The 24,918-nt window shown below is 64.2% G+C and carries 22 protein-coding genes; 10 read left to right on the top strand and 12 right to left on the bottom strand.

Annotation, left to right across the window (positions count from 1 at the left end; all coding sequences use genetic code 11):
• Nucleotides 1-9: 9 nt before the first annotated feature.
• The 11 genes from AC1DOQ_RS02740 to AC1DOQ_RS02690 form a co-directional block, all read right to left on the bottom strand.
• A complete protein-coding gene (locus AC1DOQ_RS02740) occupies nucleotides 10-1,212 on the bottom strand; it encodes a TIGR04063 family PEP-CTERM/XrtA system glycosyltransferase (protein WP_477360046.1) in 1,203 nt (400 codons plus the stop codon).
• Between the two features lie 17 nt (nucleotides 1,213-1,229).
• On the bottom strand, nucleotides 1,230-3,122 hold the full coding sequence (locus AC1DOQ_RS02735) for an XrtA/PEP-CTERM system amidotransferase (RefSeq protein WP_477360044.1): 1,893 nt from the start codon (nucleotides 3,120-3,122) through the stop codon (nucleotides 1,230-1,232).
• Nucleotides 3,110-4,282, bottom strand: coding sequence for a TIGR03088 family PEP-CTERM/XrtA system glycosyltransferase (locus AC1DOQ_RS02730; protein ID WP_477360043.1), 1,173 nt, complete (start codon nucleotides 4,280-4,282; stop codon nucleotides 3,110-3,112). Before AC1DOQ_RS02730 ends, AC1DOQ_RS02735 begins: the two co-directional genes overlap by 13 nt.
• Nucleotides 4,279-5,886: a polysaccharide deacetylase family protein gene (locus tag AC1DOQ_RS02725; protein ID WP_477360041.1), complete on the bottom strand. Its 1,608-nt coding sequence runs from the start codon at nucleotides 5,884-5,886 to the stop codon at nucleotides 4,279-4,281. Before AC1DOQ_RS02725 ends, AC1DOQ_RS02730 begins: the two co-directional genes overlap by 4 nt.
• Before the next feature lie 8 nt (nucleotides 5,887-5,894).
• The gene (gene xrtA, locus AC1DOQ_RS02720) at nucleotides 5,895-7,472 is read right to left on the bottom strand and encodes an exosortase A (RefSeq protein ID WP_477360039.1); all 1,578 of its coding nucleotides are present in this window, start codon (nucleotides 7,470-7,472) and stop codon (nucleotides 5,895-5,897) included.
• Nucleotides 7,463-8,665: a TIGR03087 family PEP-CTERM/XrtA system glycosyltransferase gene (locus AC1DOQ_RS02715; RefSeq protein WP_477360037.1), complete on the bottom strand. Its 1,203-nt coding sequence runs from the start codon at nucleotides 8,663-8,665 to the stop codon at nucleotides 7,463-7,465. Before AC1DOQ_RS02715 ends, xrtA begins: the two co-directional genes overlap by 10 nt.
• A 10-nt stretch (nucleotides 8,666-8,675) precedes the next feature.
• Nucleotides 8,676-9,560, bottom strand: a complete 885-nt coding sequence (locus tag AC1DOQ_RS02710; protein ID WP_477360035.1) for an XrtA system polysaccharide deacetylase — start codon at nucleotides 9,558-9,560, stop codon at nucleotides 8,676-8,678.
• Entirely contained in the window at nucleotides 9,557-10,615 is a 1,059-nt protein-coding gene (locus tag AC1DOQ_RS02705) for an XrtA/PEP-CTERM system-associated ATPase (RefSeq protein WP_477360033.1), read from the bottom strand. The genes AC1DOQ_RS02710 and AC1DOQ_RS02705 overlap by 4 nt, the downstream gene beginning before the upstream one ends.
• An 11-nt stretch (nucleotides 10,616-10,626) precedes the next feature.
• Nucleotides 10,627-12,189: a TIGR03016 family PEP-CTERM system-associated outer membrane protein gene (locus AC1DOQ_RS02700; RefSeq protein WP_477360031.1), complete on the bottom strand. Its 1,563-nt coding sequence runs from the start codon at nucleotides 12,187-12,189 to the stop codon at nucleotides 10,627-10,629.
• On the bottom strand, nucleotides 12,170-12,928 hold the full coding sequence (locus tag AC1DOQ_RS02695) for an XrtA-associated tyrosine autokinase (protein WP_477360417.1): 759 nt from the start codon (nucleotides 12,926-12,928) through the stop codon (nucleotides 12,170-12,172). The genes AC1DOQ_RS02700 and AC1DOQ_RS02695 overlap by 20 nt, the downstream gene beginning before the upstream one ends.
• 225 nt (nucleotides 12,929-13,153) lie before the next feature.
• Nucleotides 13,154-14,692, bottom strand: a complete 1,539-nt coding sequence (locus tag AC1DOQ_RS02690) for an XrtA system polysaccharide chain length determinant (RefSeq protein WP_477360029.1) — start codon at nucleotides 14,690-14,692, stop codon at nucleotides 13,154-13,156.
• A 439-nt stretch (nucleotides 14,693-15,131) separates the two neighbouring features.
• Here AC1DOQ_RS02690 and AC1DOQ_RS02685 point away from each other — a divergent pair, with 439 nt between their 5' ends.
• The 10 genes from AC1DOQ_RS02685 to AC1DOQ_RS02640 all read left to right on the top strand — a co-directional run bounded on the left by AC1DOQ_RS02685 (nucleotide 15,132) and on the right by AC1DOQ_RS02640 (nucleotide 23,969).
• Nucleotides 15,132-15,848, top strand: a complete 717-nt coding sequence (locus AC1DOQ_RS02685) for a S1C family serine protease (RefSeq protein ID WP_477360027.1) — start codon at nucleotides 15,132-15,134, stop codon at nucleotides 15,846-15,848.
• Nucleotides 15,849-15,982: 134 nt separating this feature from the next.
• The gene (locus AC1DOQ_RS02680) at nucleotides 15,983-16,582 is read left to right on the top strand and encodes an XrtA/PEP-CTERM system exopolysaccharide export protein (RefSeq protein WP_477360025.1); all 600 of its coding nucleotides are present in this window, start codon (nucleotides 15,983-15,985) and stop codon (nucleotides 16,580-16,582) included.
• 253 nt (nucleotides 16,583-16,835) lie between these two features.
• Nucleotides 16,836-17,381, top strand: coding sequence for a hypothetical protein (locus AC1DOQ_RS02675; protein WP_477360023.1), 546 nt, complete (start codon nucleotides 16,836-16,838; stop codon nucleotides 17,379-17,381).
• Nucleotides 17,382-17,397: 16 nt separating this feature from the next.
• Complete coding sequence (locus AC1DOQ_RS02670; protein ID WP_477360021.1) at nucleotides 17,398-17,670, top strand: HPr-rel-A system PqqD family peptide chaperone; 273 nt, start codon at nucleotides 17,398-17,400, stop codon at nucleotides 17,668-17,670.
• The gene (locus AC1DOQ_RS02665) at nucleotides 17,664-18,581 is read left to right on the top strand and encodes an HprK-related kinase A (RefSeq protein WP_477360019.1); all 918 of its coding nucleotides are present in this window, start codon (nucleotides 17,664-17,666) and stop codon (nucleotides 18,579-18,581) included. Before AC1DOQ_RS02670 ends, AC1DOQ_RS02665 begins: the two co-directional genes overlap by 7 nt.
• Nucleotides 18,578-19,675 (top strand): nucleotidyltransferase domain-containing protein, encoded by a 1,098-nt coding sequence (locus AC1DOQ_RS02660; RefSeq protein WP_477360017.1) that lies wholly within the window; start codon nucleotides 18,578-18,580, stop codon nucleotides 19,673-19,675. The genes AC1DOQ_RS02665 and AC1DOQ_RS02660 overlap by 4 nt, the downstream gene beginning before the upstream one ends.
• Before the next feature lie 73 nt (nucleotides 19,676-19,748).
• Nucleotides 19,749-20,480, top strand: coding sequence for a GAF domain-containing protein (locus AC1DOQ_RS02655; protein ID WP_477360015.1), 732 nt, complete (start codon nucleotides 19,749-19,751; stop codon nucleotides 20,478-20,480).
• A 3-nt stretch (nucleotides 20,481-20,483) separates the two neighbouring features.
• Nucleotides 20,484-22,097, top strand: coding sequence for an FAD-binding oxidoreductase (locus AC1DOQ_RS02650; RefSeq protein WP_477360013.1), 1,614 nt, complete (start codon nucleotides 20,484-20,486; stop codon nucleotides 22,095-22,097).
• 211 nt (nucleotides 22,098-22,308) lie between these two features.
• Complete coding sequence (locus AC1DOQ_RS02645) at nucleotides 22,309-23,196, top strand: PEP-CTERM sorting domain-containing protein (RefSeq protein WP_477360011.1); 888 nt, start codon at nucleotides 22,309-22,311, stop codon at nucleotides 23,194-23,196.
• A gap of 98 nt (nucleotides 23,197-23,294) precedes the next feature.
• Nucleotides 23,295-23,969, top strand: a complete 675-nt coding sequence (locus tag AC1DOQ_RS02640) for a hypothetical protein (RefSeq protein WP_477360009.1) — start codon at nucleotides 23,295-23,297, stop codon at nucleotides 23,967-23,969.
• A gap of 18 nt (nucleotides 23,970-23,987) precedes the next feature.
• Here AC1DOQ_RS02640 and AC1DOQ_RS02635 read toward each other — a convergent pair whose 3' ends face one another.
• Nucleotides 23,988-24,752, bottom strand: coding sequence for a GNAT family N-acetyltransferase (locus AC1DOQ_RS02635; protein WP_477360007.1), 765 nt, complete (start codon nucleotides 24,750-24,752; stop codon nucleotides 23,988-23,990).
• Nucleotides 24,753-24,918: the final 166 nt, after the last annotated feature.

Genomic DNA, 24,918 nt, shown 5'->3' with positions numbered 1-24,918 from the left:
GGCGGGAACTCAGCTTCCCGTCAGGCGGCCGTAGATATTCTTGTAGCGCGCCACGCTAACCGGCCAGTTGCGCTCGGTCTCCACATAGTTGCGGCCGGCCTGGCGCAGTTCGGGCCACTTCTGCTGCGATTCCAGCAGCGTCGCCACCTTCTCGACCAGGGAATCCGTATCGTTGGCGCGGAACAGCACGCCGGTCTTGCCGTCGGCGATCAGCTCGAGATGGCCGCCGACGTCGGAGGCCGCCAGGATCCGGCCCTGGGCCATCGCTTCCAGCGGCTTCAGCGGCGTGACCAGGTCGGTCAGGCGCATCGGCAGGCGCGGGTAGACCAGCACGTCGAGCAGGTCGTAGTACTTGTTCACCTGGTCGTGCGGCACACGGCCGGTGAACACCACCTTGTCCTCGATCTTCAGGTCTTTGGCCAGTTGGCGCAGCTGGGCATCCTGCGGACCGCCGCCGACCAGCAGCACACGCAGGTCCGGCATGCGTGCCGACAGCTTCGGCACCGCGCGCAGCAGCACGTCCAGACCTTCGTAGGCGTAGAAAGAGCCGATGAAGCCGATCAGGCGCGAGCCGGACAGGCCCAGCTTGTCCTTCAGCGCTTGATCCGCGCTGCCGCCCAGCGCGAACTTGTCGATGTCCACAGCGTTCGGGATGACGGTTACCTTGTCGGCCGGGATGCCGCGCGCGACGATGTCCTTGCGCAGGCCTTCGCAGATGGTGGTGACGGCGTCGGCGCGCTTCAGCGCATAGGTCTCGAGCGCGCGCGTGAGCTTGTAGCGCAGGCCGTTCTCGGTGCTGGTGCCGTGGTCGACCGCGGCGTCTTCCCAGAAGGCGCGCACTTCGTAGACCACCGGGATGCCGAATTTCTTGCCGGCGCGCAGGGCGGCGATCGCGTTCAGCACCGGCGAGTGGGCGTGCAGCACGTCCGGCTTGACCACCGGGATGATCTCGGCGAGGCGCCTGGCCAGGCCGTCGATCACGTCGACCTGGTTCAGCACCGGCAGCTTCGACAGGGTCGAGCCGGACGGCGTGCGGTAGAAGTGCAGGCCGTCGCTGGTTTCTTCCAGCATCTCGCCGGAACCTTGCTTGGCGCCGGTGACGTGGAAGGTCTCCCAGCCGAGCGCGCGCTGTTCGCGCAGGATCGAGCGGGTACGGAAGGTATAACCGCTGTGCAGCGGGATCGAGTGATCGAGGACGTGCAGGACTCGCATGATTCTTTTCTTCGTAGTTATGCTTGATTCTTGCGCAGAAAGGCTTCGAACATCAGCACCTGCCACAGCGCGACGCCGTGGTCTTTCAGGCGCGCCAGGTGCTCATCGACCATCTGCTTGAGGTAGTGCTGGTTGAAGATGCCCGTATCGAGCAGAAGGGGACTGTCGACCGCCTGCCTGACCTTGTCCGCCAACGGACCGCGCAACCACTCCGCGAGGGGGATCGAGAAACCCATCTTCTTGCGGTACAGGACGTCCTCGCTCAGATATGGCTCGAGCGCCTTCTTGAAGATGTGCTTCCCCTCACCGTTGCGCAGCTTGCACTCCGACGGCAGGCCGGAAACCCACTCGACGAACTGGTGGTCCAGCAGCGGCACCCGCACTTCGAGCGCGTGCGCCATGCTGGCGCGGTCGACCTTGGTGAGGATGTCGCCCGGCAGGTAGGTCTTCATGTCGATGTACTGGATCAGCGACAGCGGATCGTCGGTCGGCGCATCTTTGGTGTAGTTGCGCATCACCTCGACCGCGCTGTAGCCCTGCAGGCGGCTCTTGAAACTGTCGGAGAACAGCTGGCTGCGCAGGCGGTCGTTCATCATCGACACGCCGTGGAAGTAACCCTCGGTCAGGTCGCGTGCCAGCGCCTCGAAGGTAGTCTTGGCGCGGAACACGCGCGGCGCCCAGTCGGCCTTTGGGTAGGCCGCGCCAAGGAAGCCGAACACTGGCTTGCGCAGCGCCAGCGGCAGCATCGAGCGCACCCGGTTTTCGTTGTGGGCCATGCGATGGCGGCGGTAGCCTGCAAAATTCTCGTCGCCACCGTCGCCGGACAGGGCCACCGTCACCTGCTTCCTCGCCAGCTCGCACACTCGGTAGGTCGGGATCGCCGAGCTGTCGGCATAAGGTTCGTCATACAGGTGGGCGAGGGTGTCGACCAGACCGTAGTCGTCCTTGTCGACGGTCTCGCACCGGTGGTTCGTCTTGTAGCGCTCGGCCACCTGGCGCGCATAGGCCGATTCGTCGTAGGACGGATCGTCGAAGGCGATCGAACAGGAATTCACCGGTTCCTTGGAGAGCCCCGCCATCATGGCGACGATGGCGCTGGAGTCGACCCCGCCGGAAAGGAAGGCACCGAGCGGCACGTCGGCTTCCAGGTGGCTCTCGACGGCTTCGCGCAGGCGGTAGATCAGTTCGCCTTCCATGTCGCGCTCGGTCATGCGGTCGTGCGGGGTGAACGGCACGTCCCAGTATTTCTTCTGCTCGATGCGGTCATCACCCACCTTCAAGGTCATGGTGTGGCCCGGCAGCAGCTTGTGCGCATGCGTAAAGATCGTGCGCGGCTCTGGCACGTAGCCGTAGGCGAAATACTCCTCGACCGCGAACGGGTCGATCTCGCGCGGCAGGCCCGGCACCGACAGTATGGATTTCAGCTCGGAGCCGAACAGGAACATCCCGTCCGGCAGCATGGCGTAGTGCAGCGGCTTGATGCCGATGCGGTCGCGCGCCACGAACAGGGTCTGCCGGTTGCGGTCCCAGATAACGAAGGCGAACATGCCGCGCAGGTGGCGCACGCAGTCCTCGCCCCACTGTTCCCAAGCGTGAACGATGGTTTCGCTGTCCGAGGGGGTACGGAATTCGTGGCCGAGTTCCTGCAGTTCGGCGCGCAGGCCACGGAAGTTGTAGATCTCGCCGTTGAACACCAGCGCTACCGTGCGGTCTTCGTTGAACAGCGGCTGCAAGCCGTTTTCGGGTGCGATGATGGAGAGGCGCCGGTGGCCGAAGCCGAGACCTGGCTCGAGGTGCAGATCGCCTTCGGTCGGGCCGCGGTGAAACTGGGTGTCGTTCATACGCCCGAGTACATTGCGGTCGATGGTGCGACCGCCGCGCATGTCAAAAATGCCTACTATTCCGCACATGATGTGATTGCTTTGTTGGGGTGAATTTTCGCGGCAGTCAGACGGTCGTAGAGATCCGTATAGGCTGCCAGCATCACGTCGATGCTATAGCGTTGTTCGATACGTTGGCGCGCCGCCGCCCCATGGCGTTGCACCAACTCGGGATTGGCGGCATATTCCGCCAGGGCTTCCGCCAGCGCGGCGGGGTCGCGCGCCGGCACCAGCCGTCCGGCCACGCCGTCCGGCACCAGATCGGGAATGCCACCGACGGCGGTAGATACGACCGGAATCTCGCAGGCCATCGCTTCGAGCAGGGTAACCGGCGTGCCTTCGGCGATCGAACTGAGGGCGAATACGTCGAAATGCCGCATGATCGCGGCGATGTCGTTGCGCGCTCCGGGCAGCCAGACCGCATCTTTCATGCCGGCGCGCTCGATCTGCTGCGCCAGCGCCGACCGCAGCGGACCTTCACCGACGATCGCCAGGCGCAGTCGGTCACGCTGCGCCGGCAGGCGTTCGCGCAGCGCAGCGAAGGCCGCGACCAAGGTAGCGTGATCCTTGACGTCCTGAACCCGGCCAACGGTGCCGATCACGAAGCAGCCTCGCCAGTCCGGGCAACCGTCAGGCGGCGGCGACTGCGGAGCCGGCGCGAAGCGCGCGGTATCGACGCCGTTATTGATCAACAGGTTCTTTGTTTCCGGGACCTTCACGACCGTGCGCAGCCAGCGCTGCAGGTCGAGAGATACCGGGATGAAGCGGTCAACGATCGGCGTCAGCAGGCGGCGCAGCAGATTGTGCTTGGGATTGCGGCCTTCCGGGTCGCTGGCGTCGCGTCCATGCTCGGCGTGGATGCGCACCGGTACGCCAGCCAGCAGTGCGGTGGCGGCGTATTCGATCGTCGTGAAGTTGTAGGTGTGCAGGATCGCAGGGTTCATCCGACGCAGCAGCTTGAACAGCCGGACATGGATACCCAGTCCCAGTCCGGGGGGCTTGTTCAGGGCAATGACCTCGACGCCGGGACGGGTGATCTTGTTGACGAAATCCGTGTACCTGGTCAGACAGATGATCGCGTGGCGATAACGATCGGCCGGCATCCGGTTGATCATGTCGATCATCAGGGTCTCGATGCCACCGTAATCCAGTACATAGGTCAGGTGCACGATCAGGGGCGGCTGGCTCATCGGGTCTTATCCCATCCGCGCAACCGCGCCTGCAGGGTCGTCAGGTCGAAGGCCCAGTTGACGCCGATGCGCTTGATATTGAAAGGATCGATGTCCGAACCGTTCAGGCCACCGTAGGCCGAGAAGCAGGCTTCGTAGCCGAGTTCCTTCATCATGTCGATGCGCTTTGCCGTGATGTGATGCTTGCGGCCGTACGGATAGGCGATGAAGACCTGTTCCTGTCCCAGCTGCTCGCGGATGTCGTTGAGCGAGCCGCGCAGTTCTTCGAGCGCCAGCTCGTCGCTCACTTCGGCCAGGTTCACGTGGTTGCGGGTGTGGCTGCCGAAATGCAGGCCCCACTGGTGCATGCGGCGCACCTGATTCCAGTTCATGTTGTCGAGGCCGAATCCGAGTGCGCGCATGTCGTGGTCGAACGGCTTGTTGTCGCGGATCTTTTCCGTGCTGATGAAGAAGGTGCAGGGTACCTGATGCTTGAGCAGGATCGGCGCCGCGTTCTCGTAATTGTCAAGATAACCGTCGTCGAACGATACGGCGATCACCGGCTTGCTGCTGTTGCGCGGAATCCGGCCTTCGACGATTTCTTTCAGCGACACGGTCACGAAATTCTTCGCCACATATTCCATGTGCTGATCGAAGCGCTCGATGCCGATCGTGACGTTGTCGCGGAATTGGTCGCTAACTCGGTGGTACAGCAGAATGATGACGCGCTGGTTGCCGGTGCGGCCGTGCAGCCAGTTCAGGGCCGGCATGGCGAGCTTCGCATAGGCGCCGAACATCAGTTGCTTGATGCCACGTTTGAGCAGGCCGCCGCGCGACGGATCCCGGGCAGCCAGCTGCCTGCCGATCCGCGCCTCCAGGCCCAGCGGTGGGCGGGTATTGGTGCGGCCGCCGCGCTGTTGCGGCTTGAACGTGGCGGAGCCGTCCAGCATGCGGCCCACGGCTTCGGTCACGAGTTCGACGCCGACCCGGTGCAGCTTCGTCCTCATTCCGGCCACGGTCGAGAAGCGATCGATCGCAACGCTTTCCTCGAGCAGGATGTCGCCGGTGTCGAGCCCGGCGTCGACGCGGTGCACGGTGACGCCGACACTGTCCTGGCCATCGTGAAGCTCCCAGAATGCCGGCGGCATGCCGCGGTAGTCGGGCAAGCGGCCCTTGTGCAGGTTGATGGTGCCGAGGCGCGGCAGCGTGAACAGGGCCGGCTTGAGTATCGGGGCGCCCAGTGCAACGCCTAGGTCGGGCGCGAAATCGCGCGTCCAGGCGCAAGCCTCTTCGCCATTGATCGCGGCGACACGATGGATGCGGATGCGTGGATGCTGCTCCAGGGCCGCCATCGTGAACATCTGGCCGGGGCGGTCGGGGCTCTGCGGCGGCTGCCGGTGCAGCTTGCCGGCAAACAGGGTGAGGATTTCGCCGCTCTGGTAGGGAACCCAGCGCCATCCATGGCGGCGCAGGTTGCGCCACTGATTGCGCACGAGCTGCGCCGGCTTTTTCCGTGGTGTGTGCAGCAGGACCGCCAGTTCGCATTGGGAATAGCGTTCGGCGATCGTCATGACGTTCCACCGGACATTGAAGTCCAGCGAGGCTGTAAAAATAATGATGCGCATGGTCTTGTTCAGTGTTGTTGCGCGTGGTTCAGTGCAGCATTGATGGAGGAATAATTTTCTGACAGGAAGGCGCGCAGGGCGGCCCGCGCCGCTTCCGGATGCTCGTCGAAGGGCGCCGACAGCATCAGCGCCGCGCCGTCGTCGCCGCGCAGCATCGCCTTCGATCCCGCCTGGTACAGCTTGCCGATCGCATTGCTGGTCGTGTCGTGGCCGCCGATGCGCATCCAGCTCCACACCAGCAGGCCCTTGCCGCCGTCGCGCAGCACGGTCTCGCGCACGGTCAGCGGACGGCCGCCGGCGGTTTCGACCCGCTTCGCGCTCTCGGTCTCGTGCCAGGTGTCCTTGTAGCCGGCCATGCGGTTCAGGGAGCTGATCAGGGATTTGCTGCGGTCCTGGTTGCGGTAGTACAGCAGGTTCAGCGCCACCGGCACGCTGTCGCGGCGGTAGCTGCGCACGAAGTCGACGTCGGGCGCCATGTAGTCCGGCTTCCAGTCGGCGAAGGGCGCGGCTTGCGGCCAGCTGACGGCCACTTCGCCGAGCGAGACCGGGGCCGGGTTGTGGTTCGCCTGCTCGCCGTAGAGGGCCAGCGCCGGCCACAGCGCGCACACGGCCAGCACGGCGCCGGCCAGCACCGGGACGCCCTTGCCGGCGCGCTCGCGCAGCGACGGTGCCGCCGTCGGCGTGCCGGAGTCCGCTGGCGCTGTTGCTGCCTCCGGCGCGGCGGTGTCTTCGCGCCAGTAGCTGCCGATCCAGAACATGATGAACATGACCAGGCCGAAGAACAGCCAGCCGTAGATCAGGTGGTCGACGCCGGTGGCCAGCGCCATGCCGGACAGGTGGCCGATCATCACGATCATGTAGGCGCGCAGGCCGTTGGCGATAATCGGCACCACGACCGACAGGCCGATGAACAGCGCGCGCCGCATGGTCGAGCGGTAGGTGAGGTAGGCGTACAGGCAGCCGAGGGTGATCGAGGAGATCAGGTAGCGCACGCCGCTGCAGGCCTCGACCACCGACCAGTTCCCGGTCGGCAGTTCGAAGCGGGTACCGCTGCGCAGCACGGGAATACCGGTGGCCTGCACCGCCGCCACCGTGAAGTCGGCGGTGAACTGGATCAGCGGGCCGACGAAGGCTTCGCCGAACGGCACCGCGAACAGCAGGAACAGCAGCGGGAAGGCCAGCGAGCCGGCCAGGCGCGGTCCCAGCAGGGCCAGCGCGATCGCCGGGAACATGGCGACGAAGGTGTATTGCGACACCACCTGGACTTCGCCCAGCTGGGCCGCCAGCCAGCCGGCGCCGAGCAGCGCGACCAGCGCCAGGCCCGGCGCCCAGGGCTGTACCGGATAGAGGCTGAAATTCTCGCGCCGTCGCCAGATGAGCCACAGGCTGATCGGCAGGATCACGTAGCCGTGGGCGAAGGTCTCGGAGCTGTTCCACAGGCCGACGATCGAGCGCACGGTGCCGAAATAGAGGGCGAACGGGGCGAGCAGGGCCAGCACCAGCATGGCCGCGCGGGCGCGCGACATGGACGGGTTCGGGGCGGCGATGCCGGCGCCCAGCACTTCGGGTGGGGGTTTCAGGAACATTCGAGGCTCTCTCCGATGCATGCCAGGTTGCTCGACCAGCTGTAGCGGCGCTGGACCTTGTCGCGGGCGGCGCGGCCGATCGCGTCGATGGCGCCGTCCTGCCCTTCGAGGAGGGCGGCGCAGGCGCTGGCGAAGGCGGCGGGTTCGTCGGCCAGCACCAGCTCGCTGCCGGGGACGGCGTCGATGCCTTCCAGCGCCTGCGGCGATACCACCACCGGGGTCGCCATCGCCATCGCTTCCAGCACTTTGTTCTGGACCCCGCGCGCAATCCGCAGCGGCGCCACCGCGGCGGCGGCGTGGGCGATGTAGGGGCGTACGTCGGGAACGGTGCCGGTCACCACCACGCCCGGCTGCTGGGCCAGGGCCTGCACCGCCGGCGCCGGACGCGAGCCGACGATGTAGAAACGGGCGTCCGGGAAGCGCTTGTGCACCGTCGGGAAGACTTCGGCGGCGAACCACTTCACGGCGTCGATATTCGGCCAGTAATCCATCGCGCCGGTGAAGACCAGGGCGCGTTCGCCGGCCGCGAACGGATTCTCGTACGGCCGCTCGGGCGAAAAATACTCGGTGTCGACACCGTTCGTGAAGTGGCCGATCTTCGGCCCGCTTTCCGGCGCCAGGCTGCGGAACAGCGCGGCCTCGGGGGCCGACACGAACAGCGAGGCGTCGTAGTCGCGCGCGATCTGGCGCTCGTAGCGCAGCAGCTGCTTCGCTTCGTAGCGGTAGACCAGATTCATCGGGAAGGATTTCTGCTCGGCGTACTGGCGCCATTTTTCGGAGTCGATGTCGCAGAAGTCGATCACGCGGCGCGCGCTGCGGTGGTTCTCGGCGTACTGCGCCATCGGCGAGCAGAACACCAGCACGCGGTCGATCCTGTGCGCGGCCAGGGTATCGTCGACCCAGCGCGCCATGCCGGCGTCGCGGTAGTACTCCTGCGACAGCGAGCGGTTCTTCAGCAGCGCGCCCAGGCTGCGCACGCGCGCCAGCCGCGGGTTCATGCGCGCGAAATGGCTGCTCGCGCACAGCGCCTCGACGTGCGGCACGTATTGCCAGTCGTCGGGATCGTCGACGAAGGTCGCCAGGTGGACCCGGTAGTGCCGGGACAGGTGCTTGAGCAGGTGGTAGGAGCGAATCTTGTCGCCCTTGTTGGGCGGGTAGGGGATCCGGTGGATCAGCAGCAGCAGGTCTTCCATGATGGGCGCCTCATTCCTGGTTCAGGAAGATGCGGTCCATGCGGTCCCAGGCGAAGTCGCGCGCCAGGGCCTCGATGCGGGCTTCCATCCGGTCGATGTTGACGTAGTGGCGGAAGCGCGACTTGGCGTCCAGGCCGGCAGGACGCGGCTGCTGCGTGTCGATCTCCCACGGGTGGAAGTAGAACAGCGAGGGCTGGCGGTCGTCGCGGTTGACCTTGGCCATCATCCAGCGCGACAGCGCATAGGGCAGCAGGCGGAAGTAGCCGCCGCCGCCGGCCGGCAGGTTCCGGCCCAGCATGTGCACGGTGGTGATCGGCACTTCGAGCAGGCCGTCCGGGCCGTTCGGGTAGAAGGCGAAGCGCGGCGCTTCCGGCATGCCGTAGTGGTCGTGGGCGATCGGATAGATGCTGGAGCTGTAGCGGTAGCCGGCGTCGAGCAGCTCGTCCAGCGCCCACAGGTTGGCGCGGCCGATCGAGAAGCTGGGCGCGCGGTAGCCCAGCACGGACTGGCCGCCGATGTCCTCCAGCAGCGCCTTGGCGGAGCGGATGTCGTTGGCGAATTCGGCGCGGGTCTGGTCGGAGGCGCGCAGGTGGCCGTAGCCGTGGCTGGCCAGCTCGTGGCCGCCGGCGACGATGCGGCGCACCACCTGCGGATAGCGATCGGCGATCCAGCCCAGGGTGAAGAAGGTGGCGCGCACGCCATGGCGTTCGAACAGGGCCAGGATGCGGTCCATGTTGGCTTCGACCCGGCATTCGCGCTCCGGCCAGCTGGCGCGGTCGATGTAGGGAGCGAAGGCCGATACCTGGAAATAGTCCTCGACATCGCAGGTCATCGCGTTGCGGATGCGTTCCCCCGGCGCCGGCAGGCGGCGCGGGGCGAGTTCGTACATGTTCATTCTTGGTTGTCCATCGGCTGGGTTACCGCCCCCTGGGGCGTGGCGACGATCTTCTTCAGGATCGACAGCACGGAAACGATCGACTTTTCAAGGCGCATCATGCGTTCGTCCAGCATCTCGACGTTGCTGGCGCGGCGCTCGTCGACGCGCATGTCGGCGGTGCGGATCTCGCCGACGTGCATGTCCTGGGCGAGGGCGGCCGGGGTGCCGGCCGCCAGCGAATCGCCGTCGGCGCCGGGCAGCTGGAATTCTTCGCTGATGTCGCTGATCACGGTGTTGATGTCGGCTTCCGTGAAGGCATGCATCTCTTCCAGGTAGCCCATCAGCAGCACGCGGTCCATCAGGGTGTTGACCTTGCGCGGGATGCCGCCGCTGTAGGCATAGATGGCGGCGTGGGCGCCGTCGTCGAAGGACGGGTCGCCGTTCCAGCCGACCGTCGCCATGCGGTGCTCGATGTAGGCGCGGGTCTCCTGCGCATCCATCGGGCCCAGGTGGTAGCTGGCGATCACGCGCTGGCGCAGCTGCTGCATGCCGGGGCTGTGCAGGGTGGTGCGGAATTCGGGCTGGCCGAGCAGGAAGGTCTGCAGCAGCGACTTGTCGTCGGTCTGGAAGTTCGACAGCATGCGCAGCTCTTCGACCGTGCGCGCCGACAGGTTCTGGGCCTCGTCGATGACCAGCAGGGCGCGCTTGCCCTGGTGGTCGACGTCGCACAGGAATTTCTCCAGGCGCGTCAGCAGGTCGGTCTTGCTCGCACCCTCGTACGGCAGGCCGAAGGCCGACACCACCATGCGCAGGGTGTCGTCCGGATCCAGGTGGGTGTTGACGATGTGGGCCGCCACGATCTGGTCCGAGGGCAGGCCGTTGAACAGGTTGCGTACCAGCGTGGTCTTGCCCGCGCCGACCTCGCCGGTGACGATGATGAAGCCTTCGCCCTGCGACAGGCCGTACTCGAGGTAGGCCATGGCGCGCTTGTGGCCCTTGCTGCCGAAGAAGAAGTGCGGGTCGGGGCGCAGCTGGAAAGGTTTGGCGGAAAATCCGTAAAAGGTCTCGTACATCGCAGCTCCGATTAAAGCTTGACCGAAAGGGTGGCAGTGATGGCGTTCTCAGTGCGATCGCCCGTGCCGTTTACGAAACCCGATCCGGTGTGGACATGGCGCAGTTCCAGTGCGCCGGAAGTCTGGCGGTCGAATTGGCGGGCCAGGCCTACGCTTGCGAAATGCGAAGGTGCGACAAGGCCTGTGGTGATCGAGGTCGAACGAGCGGCAGAAAGATTCGCATGCCCGGTCATGCGTGACGATAGGCGATAGCTGAAGTTGAGGTTGGCGCCACGCTGCCGTACATTGTCGTTCAGCGAACTGAACTGGTTACCCAGCAGTTCGCTGTCGCTCTGCTGGAGCGACAGCGCATTGCGTTCGGATTTGTACACCGACAATGCCAAATTGCTATGAGGCATATTGTAAATATACGCAAACTGCAGGCGACGGTCGCGCAGATAGCGATTGCTCAGATAATTGATCGGATCAGCCAGGGTCAACGGCAGGCCGGTTGCGGCAATATAGGCTTGTACCGCCAGGGCTCGCGCGGCCGGGTCGGCGATCGAGCTGCTGAACAGCCGGTCGAGCATCGCTGCGGTATCGATCGTAGCCGGCAGCATGAATTGCTGGCGGGTGGTGGTTACCAAGTCGGTATAGCTGAGTTGCGAGACCATTCTGCGATTGCGTTGAACAGCGAGCAAATGACCGGTTTTACCTAAATAATTGTGCCCAAATGCGGCATCGATGCTGGTCCGCTGAGACGGAGTCCAGATGAAACCGGCAGAGTAGCTACGGCCTGCCGTTCGGTTACGTAATGCTTGGTACTCATTGTCGTCGTAGCCGGCGGTAGCGGTAGCGGCCCACTCCCGGCTCAGGCGGTAGCTCAGGTTGGCAAGGGCGTTTTTCGTCAGGGTCGAGCCAAACTGGTCGGTGTCCAGTTGCTGGTGCATGTATTGCAATCCCCAGCCGAGTTTTGCGCCCGCAGAGGTGCCGGACAGGTTGGCGATTCCCATCGTGGAATGGCTGTTGCCGAAGGCCGTGGCTCGGGCGTCTGACTCGACCGAATCGCGGGTGAGCTGCACGCGCAAAGCGGCGTTCGAGCCGAAGCGGTGCGTCAGAATGGGGCTGATGCGCCAGGTTCGTATCTCGGTGCGATTCAGATCCGAATACAGATTGCCGAATTGCGGCCCAAACGCGGAAACATACTGGCTCGAACCGTGCATACCTGCTTCCAGGGACAACAGGTTCTCGATCAGCTTGGCATCCATGCTGGCCGAATAAATGCGGTCGCGGTCGCGCATGTTTGGAACGTTGCCATTCTGGTAGGCGTAATAATTCCATTGGGCCGATGCATTCAGGCGCAAACGGGACGTCGAACTAAGCAGCGTGAAGCCCGGCATTGCCTCGCTGATGAACTGGCCTTGCTCGCGGCCATCCGGTTGCAACCCCGGGTTGTCGCTGTACGTTTCGGACAGGGAAATGAAGGGTGTGAACTTCGTACCTGCCCAGCATTGAGCCGATAGCAGCAAGGCAGCAACGGCGAGCGGCGCAAGGTGGAGAGCGCGGTCGGTCTGCTTAGCCGTAGTGATAATCATACGTCTCTTCGATGCCTGGGATTTCCCTGGTCTTGTTGTAGATGAGATTGACGTTGTCGATGCCTTCGAGCTGGCTCAGGGCTTCCTTGACCGCGTGCTGGGTCGTGGTCTGGGCCTCGACCACTATCACAATCTGGCCCATGTGCGAAGCCAGCACCCGCGATTCGCTGGTCAGCAGCAGCGGCGGCGAGTCGAAGATCACGATCCGGTCCGGATAGCGGTTGGCGATTTCCTCGACCAGGTTGCTCATGGTCGAGCTGGCCAGCAGCTCGGTCGCGCGCGGCGTGCCGGTGCCGGCCGGCAGGATCGACAGGGTATCGACGTTGGTGCGCAGCATGACGTCTCCCATGTCGAGCTTGTCGTCGACTAGGATGTCCATCAGGCCGCGCTGGGGCGGCAGGCCGAGGGTGCGCAGGATGGACGGACGGGCGACGTCGGCGTCGACCAGCAGCACGGTGTGGTCGAGTTCCATTGCGATGCTCATCGCCAGGTTGATCGCGGTATAGGTCTTGCCTTCGCCCGGCAGCGAGCTGGTGATCATGATCAGGTTGCCCGGGTTGCCGCCCGGCGAGCGGGCTCCAAAGGCGCGCTGCAGCAGCGGACGCTTGATGATGCGGAAGTCTTCCAGCAGCGGCGTACGGCCGCTGGCCGCGGTGACCATGCCGGTCTCGCGCATGCGCACCAGGTCCAGGTCGACCTTGCGAGTGGTGAACTTCGGCACCGCCGGCCGTTCGTGCACGGTGGCCGGCGCGACCGGCACCGCGTGCACGGTTTCGTGGATGACGGTGTCGGCCACGGTCACGGACGGGCTGTCCGCGGCCGGATGCAGCGCGGCGCTGTCGCTGAGGCCGCCAGTGGCGATGGGGCTGGCGGGAGCGGCGCTACGCTGCCGGTCGATGCGGCTGGCTGCTTTTTCGATAATGCTCACGTGGAACTCCTTGCAAACTTTGCGGGGGCGCCGCGATTAAAGCGAGGGATGGGACAGGATCGCTGCCATCCCGGCGCCGTAGATCCCGAACAGCACCAAAACCGATACCCCGAGGGCGGCCAGGCGGCGCTTGCGGCGGACTGTCTGTTCCGCCGTCCAGTTCATGCCGATCGAGCCCAGCACCGGCACGCCGGTGACGTCGCGCAGGGTGGCCTGGCTCAGGAAGGTCGGGCGCAGCTGGCTCAACAGGAAGGCGACGGCGATGCCGGCCACCAGGGCGCCGGCGAACACCAGCGAGAACAGCCGCAGGCGGTTCGGACCGGCCGGCTGGGTCGGCACGGTCGGCGGATCGATCACGCGGAAGGTCAGCATGTCGGTGGCGGACGACAGGTCGCCGGACAGGCGCGCCGATTCGCGGCGTTCGAGCAGCTTCTGGTAATTGTCCTTGTTGACCTGGTAGTCGCGGTTCAGCTGGGCCAGCTGGGCCTCGACTTCCGGCACCGACGAGCTCTGGGCGCGCAGGCGGGCCACCCGGGCCGCGTATTCCTCGACGCGGATGCGCATTGATGCCACCTGGGCTTCGGCCGTCGACAGCGAGACCTTGAGCTGCTGCAGCATCGGGCTGTAGCCGGCGCCCGGATCGTTGCTGTGCTTCTTCTGCTTGGCCAGCTCGGCCTTCTGCGCCAGCAGCTGGTCCAGCAGGCGCTTGTTGGCGACGATATCCGGGTGCTGCTCGGTGTACTGCAGGCGCAGGGTGTCCAGGTTCTTCTGGGCGGTGGCGATGCGGTTTTCCAGTTCCGGATCGGTGACGGGAACTTCCACGGCAGCCTCGCCCGGCTTGGCCGGCTCGCCCGTGATCTGGCGGCGGATCGCGTTGCGGGCCTGTTCGGCCTCGGCCAGTTCCAGGCGCGCCTGGTTGAGCTGGTCGGTGGCCTGGATCAGCTGGCCGCTGAAGTCGCCGCCGCCTTCGCGCGGCAGCAGGCCCATGTTCTTGATCTTGAACTCTTTCAGCGAGTTCTCGGCGGCGCTCAGCTTCTCTTCGTAGGACTTGATCTGGTCTTCGATGAACTGCACGGCCTTTTCCGAGTCCTGCTTCTTGCCGCTGAAGCTGCCCTCGACGAAGATGGTCAGCAGGGATTGCACGACGTCCTTGCCCAGTTTCGGGTTGTCCGAGACGTAGGTGATCGTATAGATGTCGTCGCGCTCGGTGCCGCCGATCTTGATCTTGGCGATCAGGTCGTCGACGATCTTCTCGTGCTCCTTGGCGTCCTTGGCCTTGACGTCGAGGTCGACCATGCGCATCAGCTTTTCGACGTTCGGACGGCTGAGCAGGGTACGGCGCATGAACACTACCTGCTGGTCCAGGTTGGGCAGGGTGGTCATTCCCGACATTAAGGGCTTGAGGATGCTCTGGGTGTCGACGTAGACACGGGCCGAGGCCTCGTACTGGTTGGGCAGGCGCAGCACCACGGCCCAGCCGATGACGGCGATGGTCCAGGCGATGGCGACGGCATACCAGCGGTATTTGCCGATTGCTTTAAGGAAGTTCAGGAGGGTGGCTGTGATCTCTGCCATCGTTCAATCTCACCGTGAAAGATTTGGACTTATTTACTGATCCAAATCAGAGGAAAATAGAATACTCACGCATCATCGCTTGTACTCCATGCAATTGCAATTAAGCACACGAAAAATGTGAAGAGCTCAACATGCCGTACCTCGGCTACAACACAAATTCCTTTAAGAAACACGAAGATAGGCTCAGGTTTGCATAAACTTAGAGAAAATTATTGTCGGGAAGTACATCGAACTCTCATGTGCGGCGCATTCATGCAGTAGACTTGCGACATCGAAACTTTCTAAAAGATACTGCTTTATTGTAATGTCTAAATTGCAAAAAGGGGTGCACGGTTGGTGCACCAACGAAACATGCTCCGCCAGCCCTTCCGTTACTCCTCGCACAGCTCCGGGTAGGCGGTCCTGGCGGGCACTGCTGACCGGTTTCGCCGCCGCGTGCATGATCGTGCCGGCGGTGGGCGCCGAGCTGACGGCGCTAGTCCCGACGGTCAAGCGCTCCGTGGTCGGTGTCGGCACCTTCGAGCGCACGCGCAGCCCCTCGACCGTGTTCGTCGGGACCGGTTTCGTGGTGGGGGATGGCCTCAGCGTGATCACGAATGCCCACGTGGTGCCCGAGAAACTGGATGACGCGCGTATGGAGCAGTTGGGCATCGTGACCAGCGACGGCGACACCGTGCGTTTCCGCCCGGCCCAGCTGGTGGCGCGCGACAACGAACACGACCTGGCCCACCTGCGCCTGAGCGGTCCACCGCTGCCGGCGCTGAAGCTGGGGGATTCCGACGGCGTCGCCGAAGGGCAGTCGCTGGCCTTCACCGGTTATCCGCTGGGCATGGTGCTGGGCCTGCATGCGGCCACCCACCGCGCCACCCTGGCCGCGATCACGCCGGTGGTCATGCCTTCGCTGAGTTCGCGCAAGCTCGACGTGCGCCAGCTGGTCCAGCTGCAGCGCACCTCCTATGACATCTTCCAGCTCGACGGCACGGCCTATCCTGGCAACAGCGGGAGTCCGGTCTACGATCCGGCCAGCGGGGAAGTCTGGGGTGTGATCAACGCCGTGTTCGTGAAGGGTTTGAAGGAAACCGCGATCAGCGCGCCGAGCGGCATCACGTATGCGATTCCGGTGAAGTACGTGAAGAATCTAATGCAACAGAAATAGAGCTTCGGGAAAGATTTCAAGCGTGCGCGGTCTTTTCCTCAAGCACTATGATATACAATACATCGCTGTTAGCGACTTATTAACATATGTGTTCGACGAAAGGGAATGACGTGGGCAAGTACAAGGCGAACCTGATGAAACACACGACAGTGGCGGCAGCCGCCGCGCTCGCATTGCTCCTGGCCGGCTGTGCCACCAGGATGCCGCCGCCGCAAACCCAGGTCACCAACCCCGACTACCTGATCGGACCGGGCGACAGCGTGAGCATTATGGTGTGGCGCAACCCCGAGGTGTCGATGTCGGTGCCGGTTCGTCCGGACGGCAAGATCACCACCCCGCTGGTCGAAGACCTGCCGGCCGCCGGCAAGACCTCGACCGAACTGGCGCGCGACATCGAAAAAGCGCTCGCTAAGTTCATCCAGCAGCCGGTGGTGACGGTCATCGTCACCAACTTCGTCGGCAACTTCAGCGAACAGATCCGCGTGATCGGCCAGGCCGCCAAGCCCCAGGCCCTGGCGTACCGCCGCGACATGAGCCTGATGGACGTGCTGATCGCGGTCGGCGGCGTCACCGAGTTCGCCGCCGGCAACCGCGCCAGCGTGATCCGCACGGTCGACGGCAAGCAGCAGAAATTCAACGTCCGCCTGGACGACCTGATCAAGGAAGGCGATATCTCGGCGAACATGCCGATGCGCCCCGGCGACGTGCTGATCATCCCCGAAAGTTTCTTCTGATTGTGCCTGCCGGGACGCGTCGATAATTTTTACACTTGTCGGCGTTCCAGCATACAATAGAAATTTCCGGGTAGTACAGTAGGCATTAAGCGCCTGATTTGCAATATTTTTTTCGGAACAGCCTGCTCATGGCCCGGAATTTGCTTTTTATGGGAAGTGGAGAAACGCTTCGCATGATCGCAACACATCTTTGGGGATAACGCACGTGGCTACCGAAAATCAAGAAAACAATGGAAACGCAGCGCCGTTGTCCTTGAGCGAACGCGGTGCCACCCGGCGCCGGCTGGCCAAGGCCGGCATCGGTGCGGTCGGCGTCCTGTCGACGCTCGAAAGCCACGCGACCTTGAAGCTCATGACCTGCAAAGCGCCGTCGGGTTCCATGTCCGGCGACATGAGCAGCCATTACGGCGGCGTCAAGCCGGCATGTGAGGGATTGTCGCCAGGCTACTGGAAGAACCACACCAGCGCCTGGCCGTGCTCGATCGACACCTGGTTTGCCGACGTGTTCTACGTGCCCGGCAACCGCGGGTCTTGCACCGTCAAGACCAAGAACACGAGCTACCTGTGCTCGACGATGCTGAACCTGCTAAGTCCGCAGAAATTCGACAGCTACAAGCTGGCGATGCATGCGATCGCGACCTACTTGAACATCAAATCCGGCAAGATCGGGTTCCTGTCGACCGACACGCTGCTGGCGATGTGGGCCGACGTCCAGACCAAGGGTTACTACAGCCCGACCGCCGGCGTCAGGTGGGGCCCCGAGCAGGTCAAGAACTATCTCGAAGCTACCCACGATTGACGAGGCGACAGCGAGCATGTGGCGTGTGGTGCCGGGGCAGGGGCTTGTCTTTCGGGAATGGGACGAAGAAGCGGTGCTGTACAACGACCTGTCGGGCGCCACGCACCTGCTGGACGGTGCCGCCGTCGATGTCTTGCTTGCGCTGCGCATCGGTCCCGCCGATGCCGCCACGCTGGCGGACCGCCTGGCCGCGCGTTTCGAGGCCGATACCGACGAACTGCGCGCGATGATCGAGGACATGCTGGCCGGCCTTGCCCGCCTGGACCTCGTCGAGCCTTTTCCATGCTGAGCGTCGGCGACTTGCCGCAGGGCGAGCTGGCGGCCCGCCTGGCAGGGCCGGGACTGGTCCTACGCACCGGACCGTTCGCCAACCGTATCCGCAGCGACGTGCCGCAGCTGGCCACCGGCATCGCGCTGCTGTATGCGGATTATCCGGTCGACGAGCCCGGTGGCTTTGCCGACTTCCACCTGTCCTTGCAGCGCGCGGGCGGCCTGCGACGCCTGTTCCGCCCGCAAGTCCATTTCGACTACGAGGGCGCGGCGCCATTCCAGCCCCTGCCGCTGGCGCATGCCTATCCGATGTTCGAATGGGTGATGAACTGGTGTGTGTCGCACCGCGCCCATTCCTACCTGATCATCCATGCCGCCGTGCTGGAGCGGCACGGCCGCGCAGTGGTCCTGCCGGCGCCTCCCGGATCCGGCAAAAGCACCCTGTGCGCCGCCCTGGTGACGCGCGGCTGGCGCCTGCTGTCCGACGAGATGACCCTGGTCAGCCTGGACAACGGTAGCGTGCTGCCGCTGCCGCGTCCGGTCAGCCTGAAGAACCAGTCGATCGGCGTGATCCGCGCGTTCGCCCCCGATGCCGTGCTCAGTACGCCTGTGGAAAAGACCGCCAAGGGCACCATCGCCCACCTGAAGGCGCCTGCGGAAAGCATTGCGCGCGCGGCGGAACCGGCCCGGCCCGCCTTTATCGTGTTTCCGCGATATGAGGCGCAGGCGCCGATCAGCCTGGCGCCGCTGCCGAAGGCGCGCGCCTTCATGGGCGTAGCCGAGAACGCCTTCAATTACCAGGTGCTGGGCGCGCGTGGCTTCACGGCCCTGGCGTCCCTGATCGAGGCCACCACGGCCTTCGAATTCCGGTACAGTAAACTGGACGAAGCTGTCCAGTTATTCGAACGCCTGGCAAAGGACGGCGCATGATCGGACAAGCGCTGCTGTTGCGCGTGCTGCGCGATCCCGCCGCCGCCGCCGGGCTCGACCTGGCCGGCTGGGACCTGCTGCTGCGCCAGGCGGAGAACGCCGACATGAGCGTCATCCTGTTGACGCTGCTCGACGATGCCGGACTGCTGGACGGCATGCCGGCGCCGGCGCGCACGCACCTGGAATGGGCGCGCGTGGCCGGCGAGCGCCATGCCCAGGCGGTGCGCAACGAGGTGAGGCAGATCGGCCGCGCCCTGTCCGGCCTGGGCCTGCCGCTGATCCTGCTGAAGGGGGCGGCCTATGCGATGGCCGGTCTCGAAGCGGGGCGCGGCCGGATATTTTCCGACATCGACATCCTCGTGCCCAAGGCGCAGCTGGGCGAGGTCGAGGGGGCCCTGATGATGAACGGCTGGGCCAGTCTTCACCACGACGCCTACGACCAGCGCTACTACCGCGAGTGGATGCACGAACTGCCGCCGATGGAGCACCTGCGCCGCGGCAACGTCATCGACGTCCACCACGCCATCCTGCCCGAGACCGCCGACCGCCGTCCCGATCCGGCCAGGCTGCGCGCAGCGGCGGTGCCGCTTGCCGATACCGGGCCCGGCTCGCCGCCGCTGTACGTGCTGGCGCCGCGCGACATGGTGCTGCACAGCGCCGTGCACCTGTTCTACGAGGGCGAGTTCGAACATGGCTTGCGCAACCTGTTCGACATCCACCGCCTGCTGCTGCAGTTCGGCGCCCAGGACGGCTTCTGGGACGGCCTGCCGGCGCGCGCGCGCGAACTGGAGCTGGAGCGGCCGCTGTTCTACGCCTTGCGCTATTGCCGGCGCCTGCTGGGCACGCCGGTGCCGGACGCCGTTCTGCGCGCGATGGACAGCGAGGCCCCCGGCCGCCCCCTGCTGGCGCTGATGGACCGCCTGTTCCAGCGCGCCCTCGTTCCCTTCCACCCGAGCTGCGCGGATGCCTTCACGCCGCTCGCCCACGGCATGCTGTATATCCGCGGCAATTGGCTGCGCATGCCTTTCTTCCTGCTGCTGCGCCATCTTTTCCACAAGGCCTTCCTTTCTCCTGACGCGACGCCGGCGCACTGATATTATTAAAAGATTACCGATATGTAATCACTCCTATTGCGAGGAAGACATGGGCAGCGCGGAAAACAGGTGGGTGAGGCTCCAGGACCTGCAGAATTTCCTGGCCGAAGGCAGTCTGGACGAAAGCCTGCAGAACCAGGCCGCACTGACCGCGGAGCTGCTCGGTGCCGGCAGCTGTTCCATCATGCTGCTCAACAGCGGCGCCCCGGACCAGCTGCGCATGACGGTTCACGCCCGCTTCGGCACGCTGCCGGACGCCGCCCTGACGGCCTCGGTGGGGCAGGGCGAAGGGATCTGCGGCCGGGTGCTGGCCAGCGGCGAAGCGCTGCTGGTCGAAGACATCGCACATTCCGACGTGGCGGCGCTGGCCCAGGGCCGCGACGGCGTCGGCGGCAGCCTGATGTCCGCCCCGCTGCGCGTCGACGGCAAGATCGTTGGTGTGATCAATGTGGCGGGCGCCAGGGAAAGCCCGGCATTCACCCAGGGCGATCTGCAATTGCTGAATATAATTGCACTATTCATCGGCAAATCGATCCAGGTGCAGCAGTTGCAACGTTTGCTCGACTCGCGTTTTTCCCAACTGGCATTGCTGCAGGAAGCGCGCGACCAGGTCCAGGACAAGGTGCGCCTGGCCTACCGCAATCCCGAAGACGCCGCCAAGATTCTCGCGCGCTCGTTCTTCAAGGAAATGACCAAGGCCGGTTTCGAGTCCGGCCAGATCGTCAGCGCGGCAACCGAACTGATCGAGCAGTTGAATTTGAAGCTGAAGCACTCACCTCCGTCCCCTCCACCGACTTCCAACTGATTCATGCAAGACACCACGACCCAACTGGCGCCGGCCCTGGACGCCTGGCAGGCATTGCTCGGCCCGGAAAACGTGCTGCACGGCGAGGCCGCCCTGCAGGCCTGGGGCGCCGATACCACGGGTGCGACGCGCCGCCTGCCGGCCGCGCTGCGCATTCTCGACAGTAAGCACGTGCCGGAGGTAATGCGCATCGCCCAGCGCTACCGGATTCCCGTGCATCCGATCAGCACCGGCCACAACTGGGGCTACGGCAGCGCGCTCGCGGCGCGCGACGGCTGCGTGATCATCGACCTGTCCCAGCTGCGCGCGATTCTGCATTTCGACGAGGAGATGGGCGTGGTTACCCTCGAGCCCGGCGTCACGCAAGGCATGCTGGCGGAGTTCCTGGCAGGGCGGGGCCACCCGTACATGGTGCCGACCACCGGCGCCGGTCCCCACTGCAGCCTGCTCGGCAATGCGCTGGAGCGCGGCTACGGCGTCACGCCGATCACCGACCATTTCGCGGCGGTGACGGACCTCGAGGCGGTGCTGGCGGACGGCAGCCTGTACCGCTCGGCGATGCGCGAAGCCGGCGGCGAAGACATCGCCCGCCTGTTCAAGTGGGGCATCGGCCCTTACGCCAGCGGCCTGTTCACCCAGAGCGGCCTGGGCATCGTCACGCGGATGAGCATCATGCTGGCGCGCCGTCCGGAAACAGTGAAGGTGTGCCTGTTCAGCCTGAAGGACGACAGCCTGCTCGAGCCGGCCATCGAGCGGATCCGCGCCATCCTCGGCCGCCTGCCCGGCACGGTCGGCGGACTGAACCTGATGAACCGGCACCGCGTGCTGGCGATGTCGGCGCCGTATCCGGCCGATCGCGTCGGCCCCGACGGCCTGATCCCGCAGGAAGTGATCGAGGCGCTCGGCAGCCAGTACCAGATCCTGCCCTGGACCGGCTTCGGGACCCTGTACGGCACCGCGCGCATGGTGAAGGCGGCGCAGAAGGAGATCCGCGCCGCCCTCAAGGGGGTGGCCAGCCGCCTGCTGTTCCTGAGCCAGGACAATGCGAACACGCTGCTGGCGCTGTCGCGCTGGATTCCCGGGCCGGCCGGACGGCGCCTGTCGAGCACCGCCTCGACCCTGGCCAGTTCGATGGAGCTGGTGCTGGGGCGCCCGAACGAGACGGCCCTGCCGCTGGCCTACTGGCGCAATCCGCGTCCGCATGGGGAGGGGCCGCGCGATCCGGCGCGCGACGGTTGCGGCCTGATCTGGTACGCGCCGCTGGTGCCGATGCGCGGCGCCGGCGCGCGCGCCTATGTCCAGATGGTAAGGGAGATCACCCGGCGCCATGGCATCGAGCCGCTGCTGACCTTCACCTCACTCAGCGACAAGCTGTTCGACAGCACGGTGCCGCTCCTGTTCGACCGCGATTCGCCGGCGGCGGTGGCGGCGGCCCAGGCCTGCTACCGGGAACTGATCGCCGCCGGCCGCGAGCGCGGCTGGTTCCCGTACCGCCTGGCGGTCGATGCCATGCCGGATCTGCAGCACCTGCTGGACGACTCGGCGCGCCTGCATGCGCGCCTGCGCCGCGAGCTCGATCCGCATGACCTGCTGGCGCCTGGGCGCTATCACAATTGATAGTAGGCGCAGTTGTGTTAAGTAGTTAACTGTCGGCAAATTTTACAAAATTTTTAAAATCTCCTTTTTGGAATTCTTGAAATGTTAATTTCCCAATAATAATTCTCTTCAAGATCAGTTAGTTATAAAGCATATGTTCAAGCTGGCACGCAGGTTGCTTATATACCTTTGCTGTCGTTAATGCTTAATTAATTCCATCATTGGAGAGAACATGAAGAAGTTACTCGCTTTCGCTGCCTTCGCTGCTACCACCGCCGTGAGCACTGGTGCCTATGCTGCGCCTGCAACGGCGCTGCCGGACGGCCCGCTGTACCTGAAGTTCACCGGTCAAGAACAGATCGCCATCAACGGCGCGACGACTTGGAACAAAAATGGGGTGAACGAGATTAACTGGGGTGTCTTTACTATCGAGACCATGTATAAAGGTTCGGTGAAGACCCCGCACGACTCGCTCGAGGCGATCCAGCCGGCGTTTTTCTTTAATGGCGCCTCTGGCGGCCAAATTACGGGTATGTTTTATGGCATCCAAGCCGGTGACCCAACGACCAATGCGGATAACAAATTCCCGGCAAAAGGTGGCTATCTCGACCTGTACTGGCGCGATAGCAGCACCCAGAGCTTTACCACCACTAATAACCTGAATCCGACCGCAGTTCGTTGCGGCTATAACTGTGCAAATGGCTTCACGGAAGGTACCTTCCTGGCGCGTATCATGTTCGATACCGGCATGGATTCCGGTAGCACCACCAACACCATCGTCGGCACGACCGTTCCGACCCCGGGCGGCTTCTCCGGTTTCGCCGATTCCTACGGTTCGGTCGTGGCCGATGCCATGGTCGATGGCAAGACTGGGCTGTGGGCTGACCAGCTGAACTCGGACTGGTTCAACACCTACCTCGGCATGCGTGACCTGCGTTTCAAGAACAGCTACAACTACAATGCAAATTGGAACGGTGGCCAAAACATCTTGGGCGCAACGATCGACGATCCGGCCCAGGCATACTCCGCCGTACCGGAGCCGGGCGTGCTGTCGCTGATGGGCCTGGCAATGGTCGGCATGGGCGCCGCCCTGCGCCGCCGCGAGAAGAAAGCCGCCTGATAATTCCAGGTGCGCCAACGAAAAGGCCTCTTCGGAGGCCTTTTTTCTTTTGCTGATTGACAACATCAGCGTCTTTCATGTCTACTTGCCAAATGTATATGCGAACCCGCCTTCTCCTGCAGGTCCCGGCAGTCATGCTGATCCTGGCGTGCGTGCCGACCAACCTCGGCAAGCTGGCCGCATTGCTGCTCCTCTGGGCCCTGAGCTTCGGCCGGCTCAGCAAGGTCGAGGCGATCTTCTACGCCTGCGTCTGCGCCTTCTTCACGGCGATGAATGCCGCCTCCCTGAAGCAGGGCATTTTCATGTTCGCCCACCCGGACATCCTGCTGCAGCCGGTCTGGGAGCTGTTCATGTGGGGTTTTTATCTGTTGCACACGCGGCGCCTGCTGAACGGCCCGGCGCCGGCAGGCCGGCGGGCAACCGTATGGGCGCTGGCGCTGGCCTATTCGGCCGCCTTCGCCACCATCCACGACAGCAACACGCTGCTGCTGGTGACGGGCGTGCTGCTGCTGGTGGGGCTGGCGCTGTTCCACGAGCCGCTGGACCTGGCCTATGCGGGCTATATGGTGCTGCTGGGGGCGCTGATCGAATACACGGGCGTGCACAGCGGCCAGTGGGGCTATCCGGGCAATCCGCCGGGCGGCGTGCCGCTGTGGTTCATCACGATGTGGGGCGGCATCGGCCTGTTCATGCGGCGCCTGATCAACCCGATCCTGGCGCGCCATGAAGCGGCCGCGCGGACCGCGGCCGAAGCGCCGGGCGGCGCTGCCTGAATGCCGGGGTACGCGCGTTCAGCCGAGGTTGGTCAGGCGGCGCGCGATGCCTTCTTCTTCCTTCTGGGAGAAGAAGTAGGGGAACAACGAGCGTTCGTTTTCCGCCGAATCGCTGGTGCCGCCGTAGCGCTCGATCTGGTCCTGGACGTAGTCGAGGCTGTTCCACAGCAGCCAGCCGGGAGCCTCGACACGGGGATTGATGCGCAGGTCGCCGATGCGCTTGAAGCCCAGCATGGTTTCGTAGAAGCGGCGGTGGCGCGGATTGACTTCGATGAAGACGTCGGTGCATTTGTGCAGCCGGCGGCCGTAGATGAACATCACGTGGAACAGTGAGGCCAGGGCAGCCTTCGAACGCACCTTCGGGTCGAAGGCAAGCTTGGTGATTTCGCAGACCTTCGCACCGCGCTCGCGGAAGCGGTCGATCTCGTCCTTGAAGACTTCGTCGGCCAGCAAGCCGACCGGCGAATCGATGCCAAGCGTGACCGTTCCGACCACTTCGCCATGGTCGGAAGCCGAAAGGGTAATCCGGTTCGGGTCGTCGTCCAGACGATGCGTGCCCGAGTAACCGCGCCACGCATACATCTTGTTGATGAGAAGGTTCGCAGAGCTGCGCCTTCCATCCGTGTCCGCCGTACGGATACCAAATGTTTTTTCGTTGATGGTCACGTCTGTGATCGTATCACAGCCGAGCTCAGCACCCCCCTCAGGAGCCGAATCGTAACGTGCGTCCTGAGGTTCAGAGGACGCTTTTGCCACTTCCTCGCCAGCTGCTAAACTGTCCATTCTTTTCTCTCCGCAGGACGTCGCTATTTATCTTGCGCAAACGCGCGCCTATAGTTCCAATCGTAACACCGGGCCAGTAAAGATGCTATAAAGAAATGAATAGTTGATAACGAACAAGATAAAAAGAACACTATTTGTCAAGCCGGCGGCTCGCGCCGCCGGCCGG

This window comes from Massilia sp. 01N417 (genome assembly GCF_056399645.1).
Note: the sequence above shows the minus strand (reverse complement) of the source record. Positions and strands in the feature narration are given on the sequence as shown.

Bases quoted from the DNA above. Each gene is read 5' to 3' on its own strand.
- AC1DOQ_RS02660 (WP_477360017.1), top strand. From the start codon at position 18,578: ATGATCGGACAAGCGCTGCTGTTGCGCGTGCTGCGCGATCCCGCCGCC.
- AC1DOQ_RS02680 (WP_477360025.1), top strand. From the start codon at position 15,983: ATGAAACACACGACAGTGGCGGCAGCCGCCGCGCTCGCATTGCTCCTG.
- AC1DOQ_RS02635 (WP_477360007.1), bottom strand. From the start codon at position 24,752: ATGGACAGTTTAGCAGCTGGCGAGGAAGTGGCAAAAGCGTCCTCTGAA.
- AC1DOQ_RS02645 (WP_477360011.1), top strand. From the start codon at position 22,309: ATGAAGAAGTTACTCGCTTTCGCTGCCTTCGCTGCTACCACCGCCGTG.
- AC1DOQ_RS02715 (WP_477360037.1), bottom strand. From the start codon at position 8,665: ATGGAAGACCTGCTGCTGCTGATCCACCGGATCCCCTACCCGCCCAAC.
- AC1DOQ_RS02730 (WP_477360043.1), bottom strand. From the start codon at position 4,282: ATGAGCCAGCCGCCCCTGATCGTGCACCTGACCTATGTACTGGATTAC.
- AC1DOQ_RS02735 (WP_477360044.1), bottom strand. From the start codon at position 3,122: ATGTGCGGAATAGTAGGCATTTTTGACATGCGCGGCGGTCGCACCATC.
- xrtA (WP_477360039.1), bottom strand. From the start codon at position 7,472: ATGTTCCTGAAACCCCCACCCGAAGTGCTGGGCGCCGGCATCGCCGCC.
- AC1DOQ_RS02705 (WP_477360033.1), bottom strand. From the start codon at position 10,615: ATGTACGAGACCTTTTACGGATTTTCCGCCAAACCTTTCCAGCTGCGC.
- AC1DOQ_RS02650 (WP_477360013.1), top strand. From the start codon at position 20,484: ATGCAAGACACCACGACCCAACTGGCGCCGGCCCTGGACGCCTGGCAG.
- AC1DOQ_RS02710 (WP_477360035.1), bottom strand. From the start codon at position 9,560: ATGAACATGTACGAACTCGCCCCGCGCCGCCTGCCGGCGCCGGGGGAA.
- AC1DOQ_RS02740 (WP_477360046.1), bottom strand. From the start codon at position 1,212: ATGCGAGTCCTGCACGTCCTCGATCACTCGATCCCGCTGCACAGCGGT.
- AC1DOQ_RS02640 (WP_477360009.1), top strand. From the start codon at position 23,295: ATGCGAACCCGCCTTCTCCTGCAGGTCCCGGCAGTCATGCTGATCCTG.
- AC1DOQ_RS02725 (WP_477360041.1), bottom strand. From the start codon at position 5,886: ATGCGCATCATTATTTTTACAGCCTCGCTGGACTTCAATGTCCGGTGG.
- AC1DOQ_RS02690 (WP_477360029.1), bottom strand. From the start codon at position 14,692: ATGGCAGAGATCACAGCCACCCTCCTGAACTTCCTTAAAGCAATCGGC.
- AC1DOQ_RS02665 (WP_477360019.1), top strand. From the start codon at position 17,664: ATGCTGAGCGTCGGCGACTTGCCGCAGGGCGAGCTGGCGGCCCGCCTG.
- AC1DOQ_RS02700 (WP_477360031.1), bottom strand. From the start codon at position 12,189: ATGATTATCACTACGGCTAAGCAGACCGACCGCGCTCTCCACCTTGCG.
- AC1DOQ_RS02670 (WP_477360021.1), top strand. From the start codon at position 17,398: ATGTGGCGTGTGGTGCCGGGGCAGGGGCTTGTCTTTCGGGAATGGGAC.
- AC1DOQ_RS02685 (WP_477360027.1), top strand. From the start codon at position 15,132: ATGATCGTGCCGGCGGTGGGCGCCGAGCTGACGGCGCTAGTCCCGACG.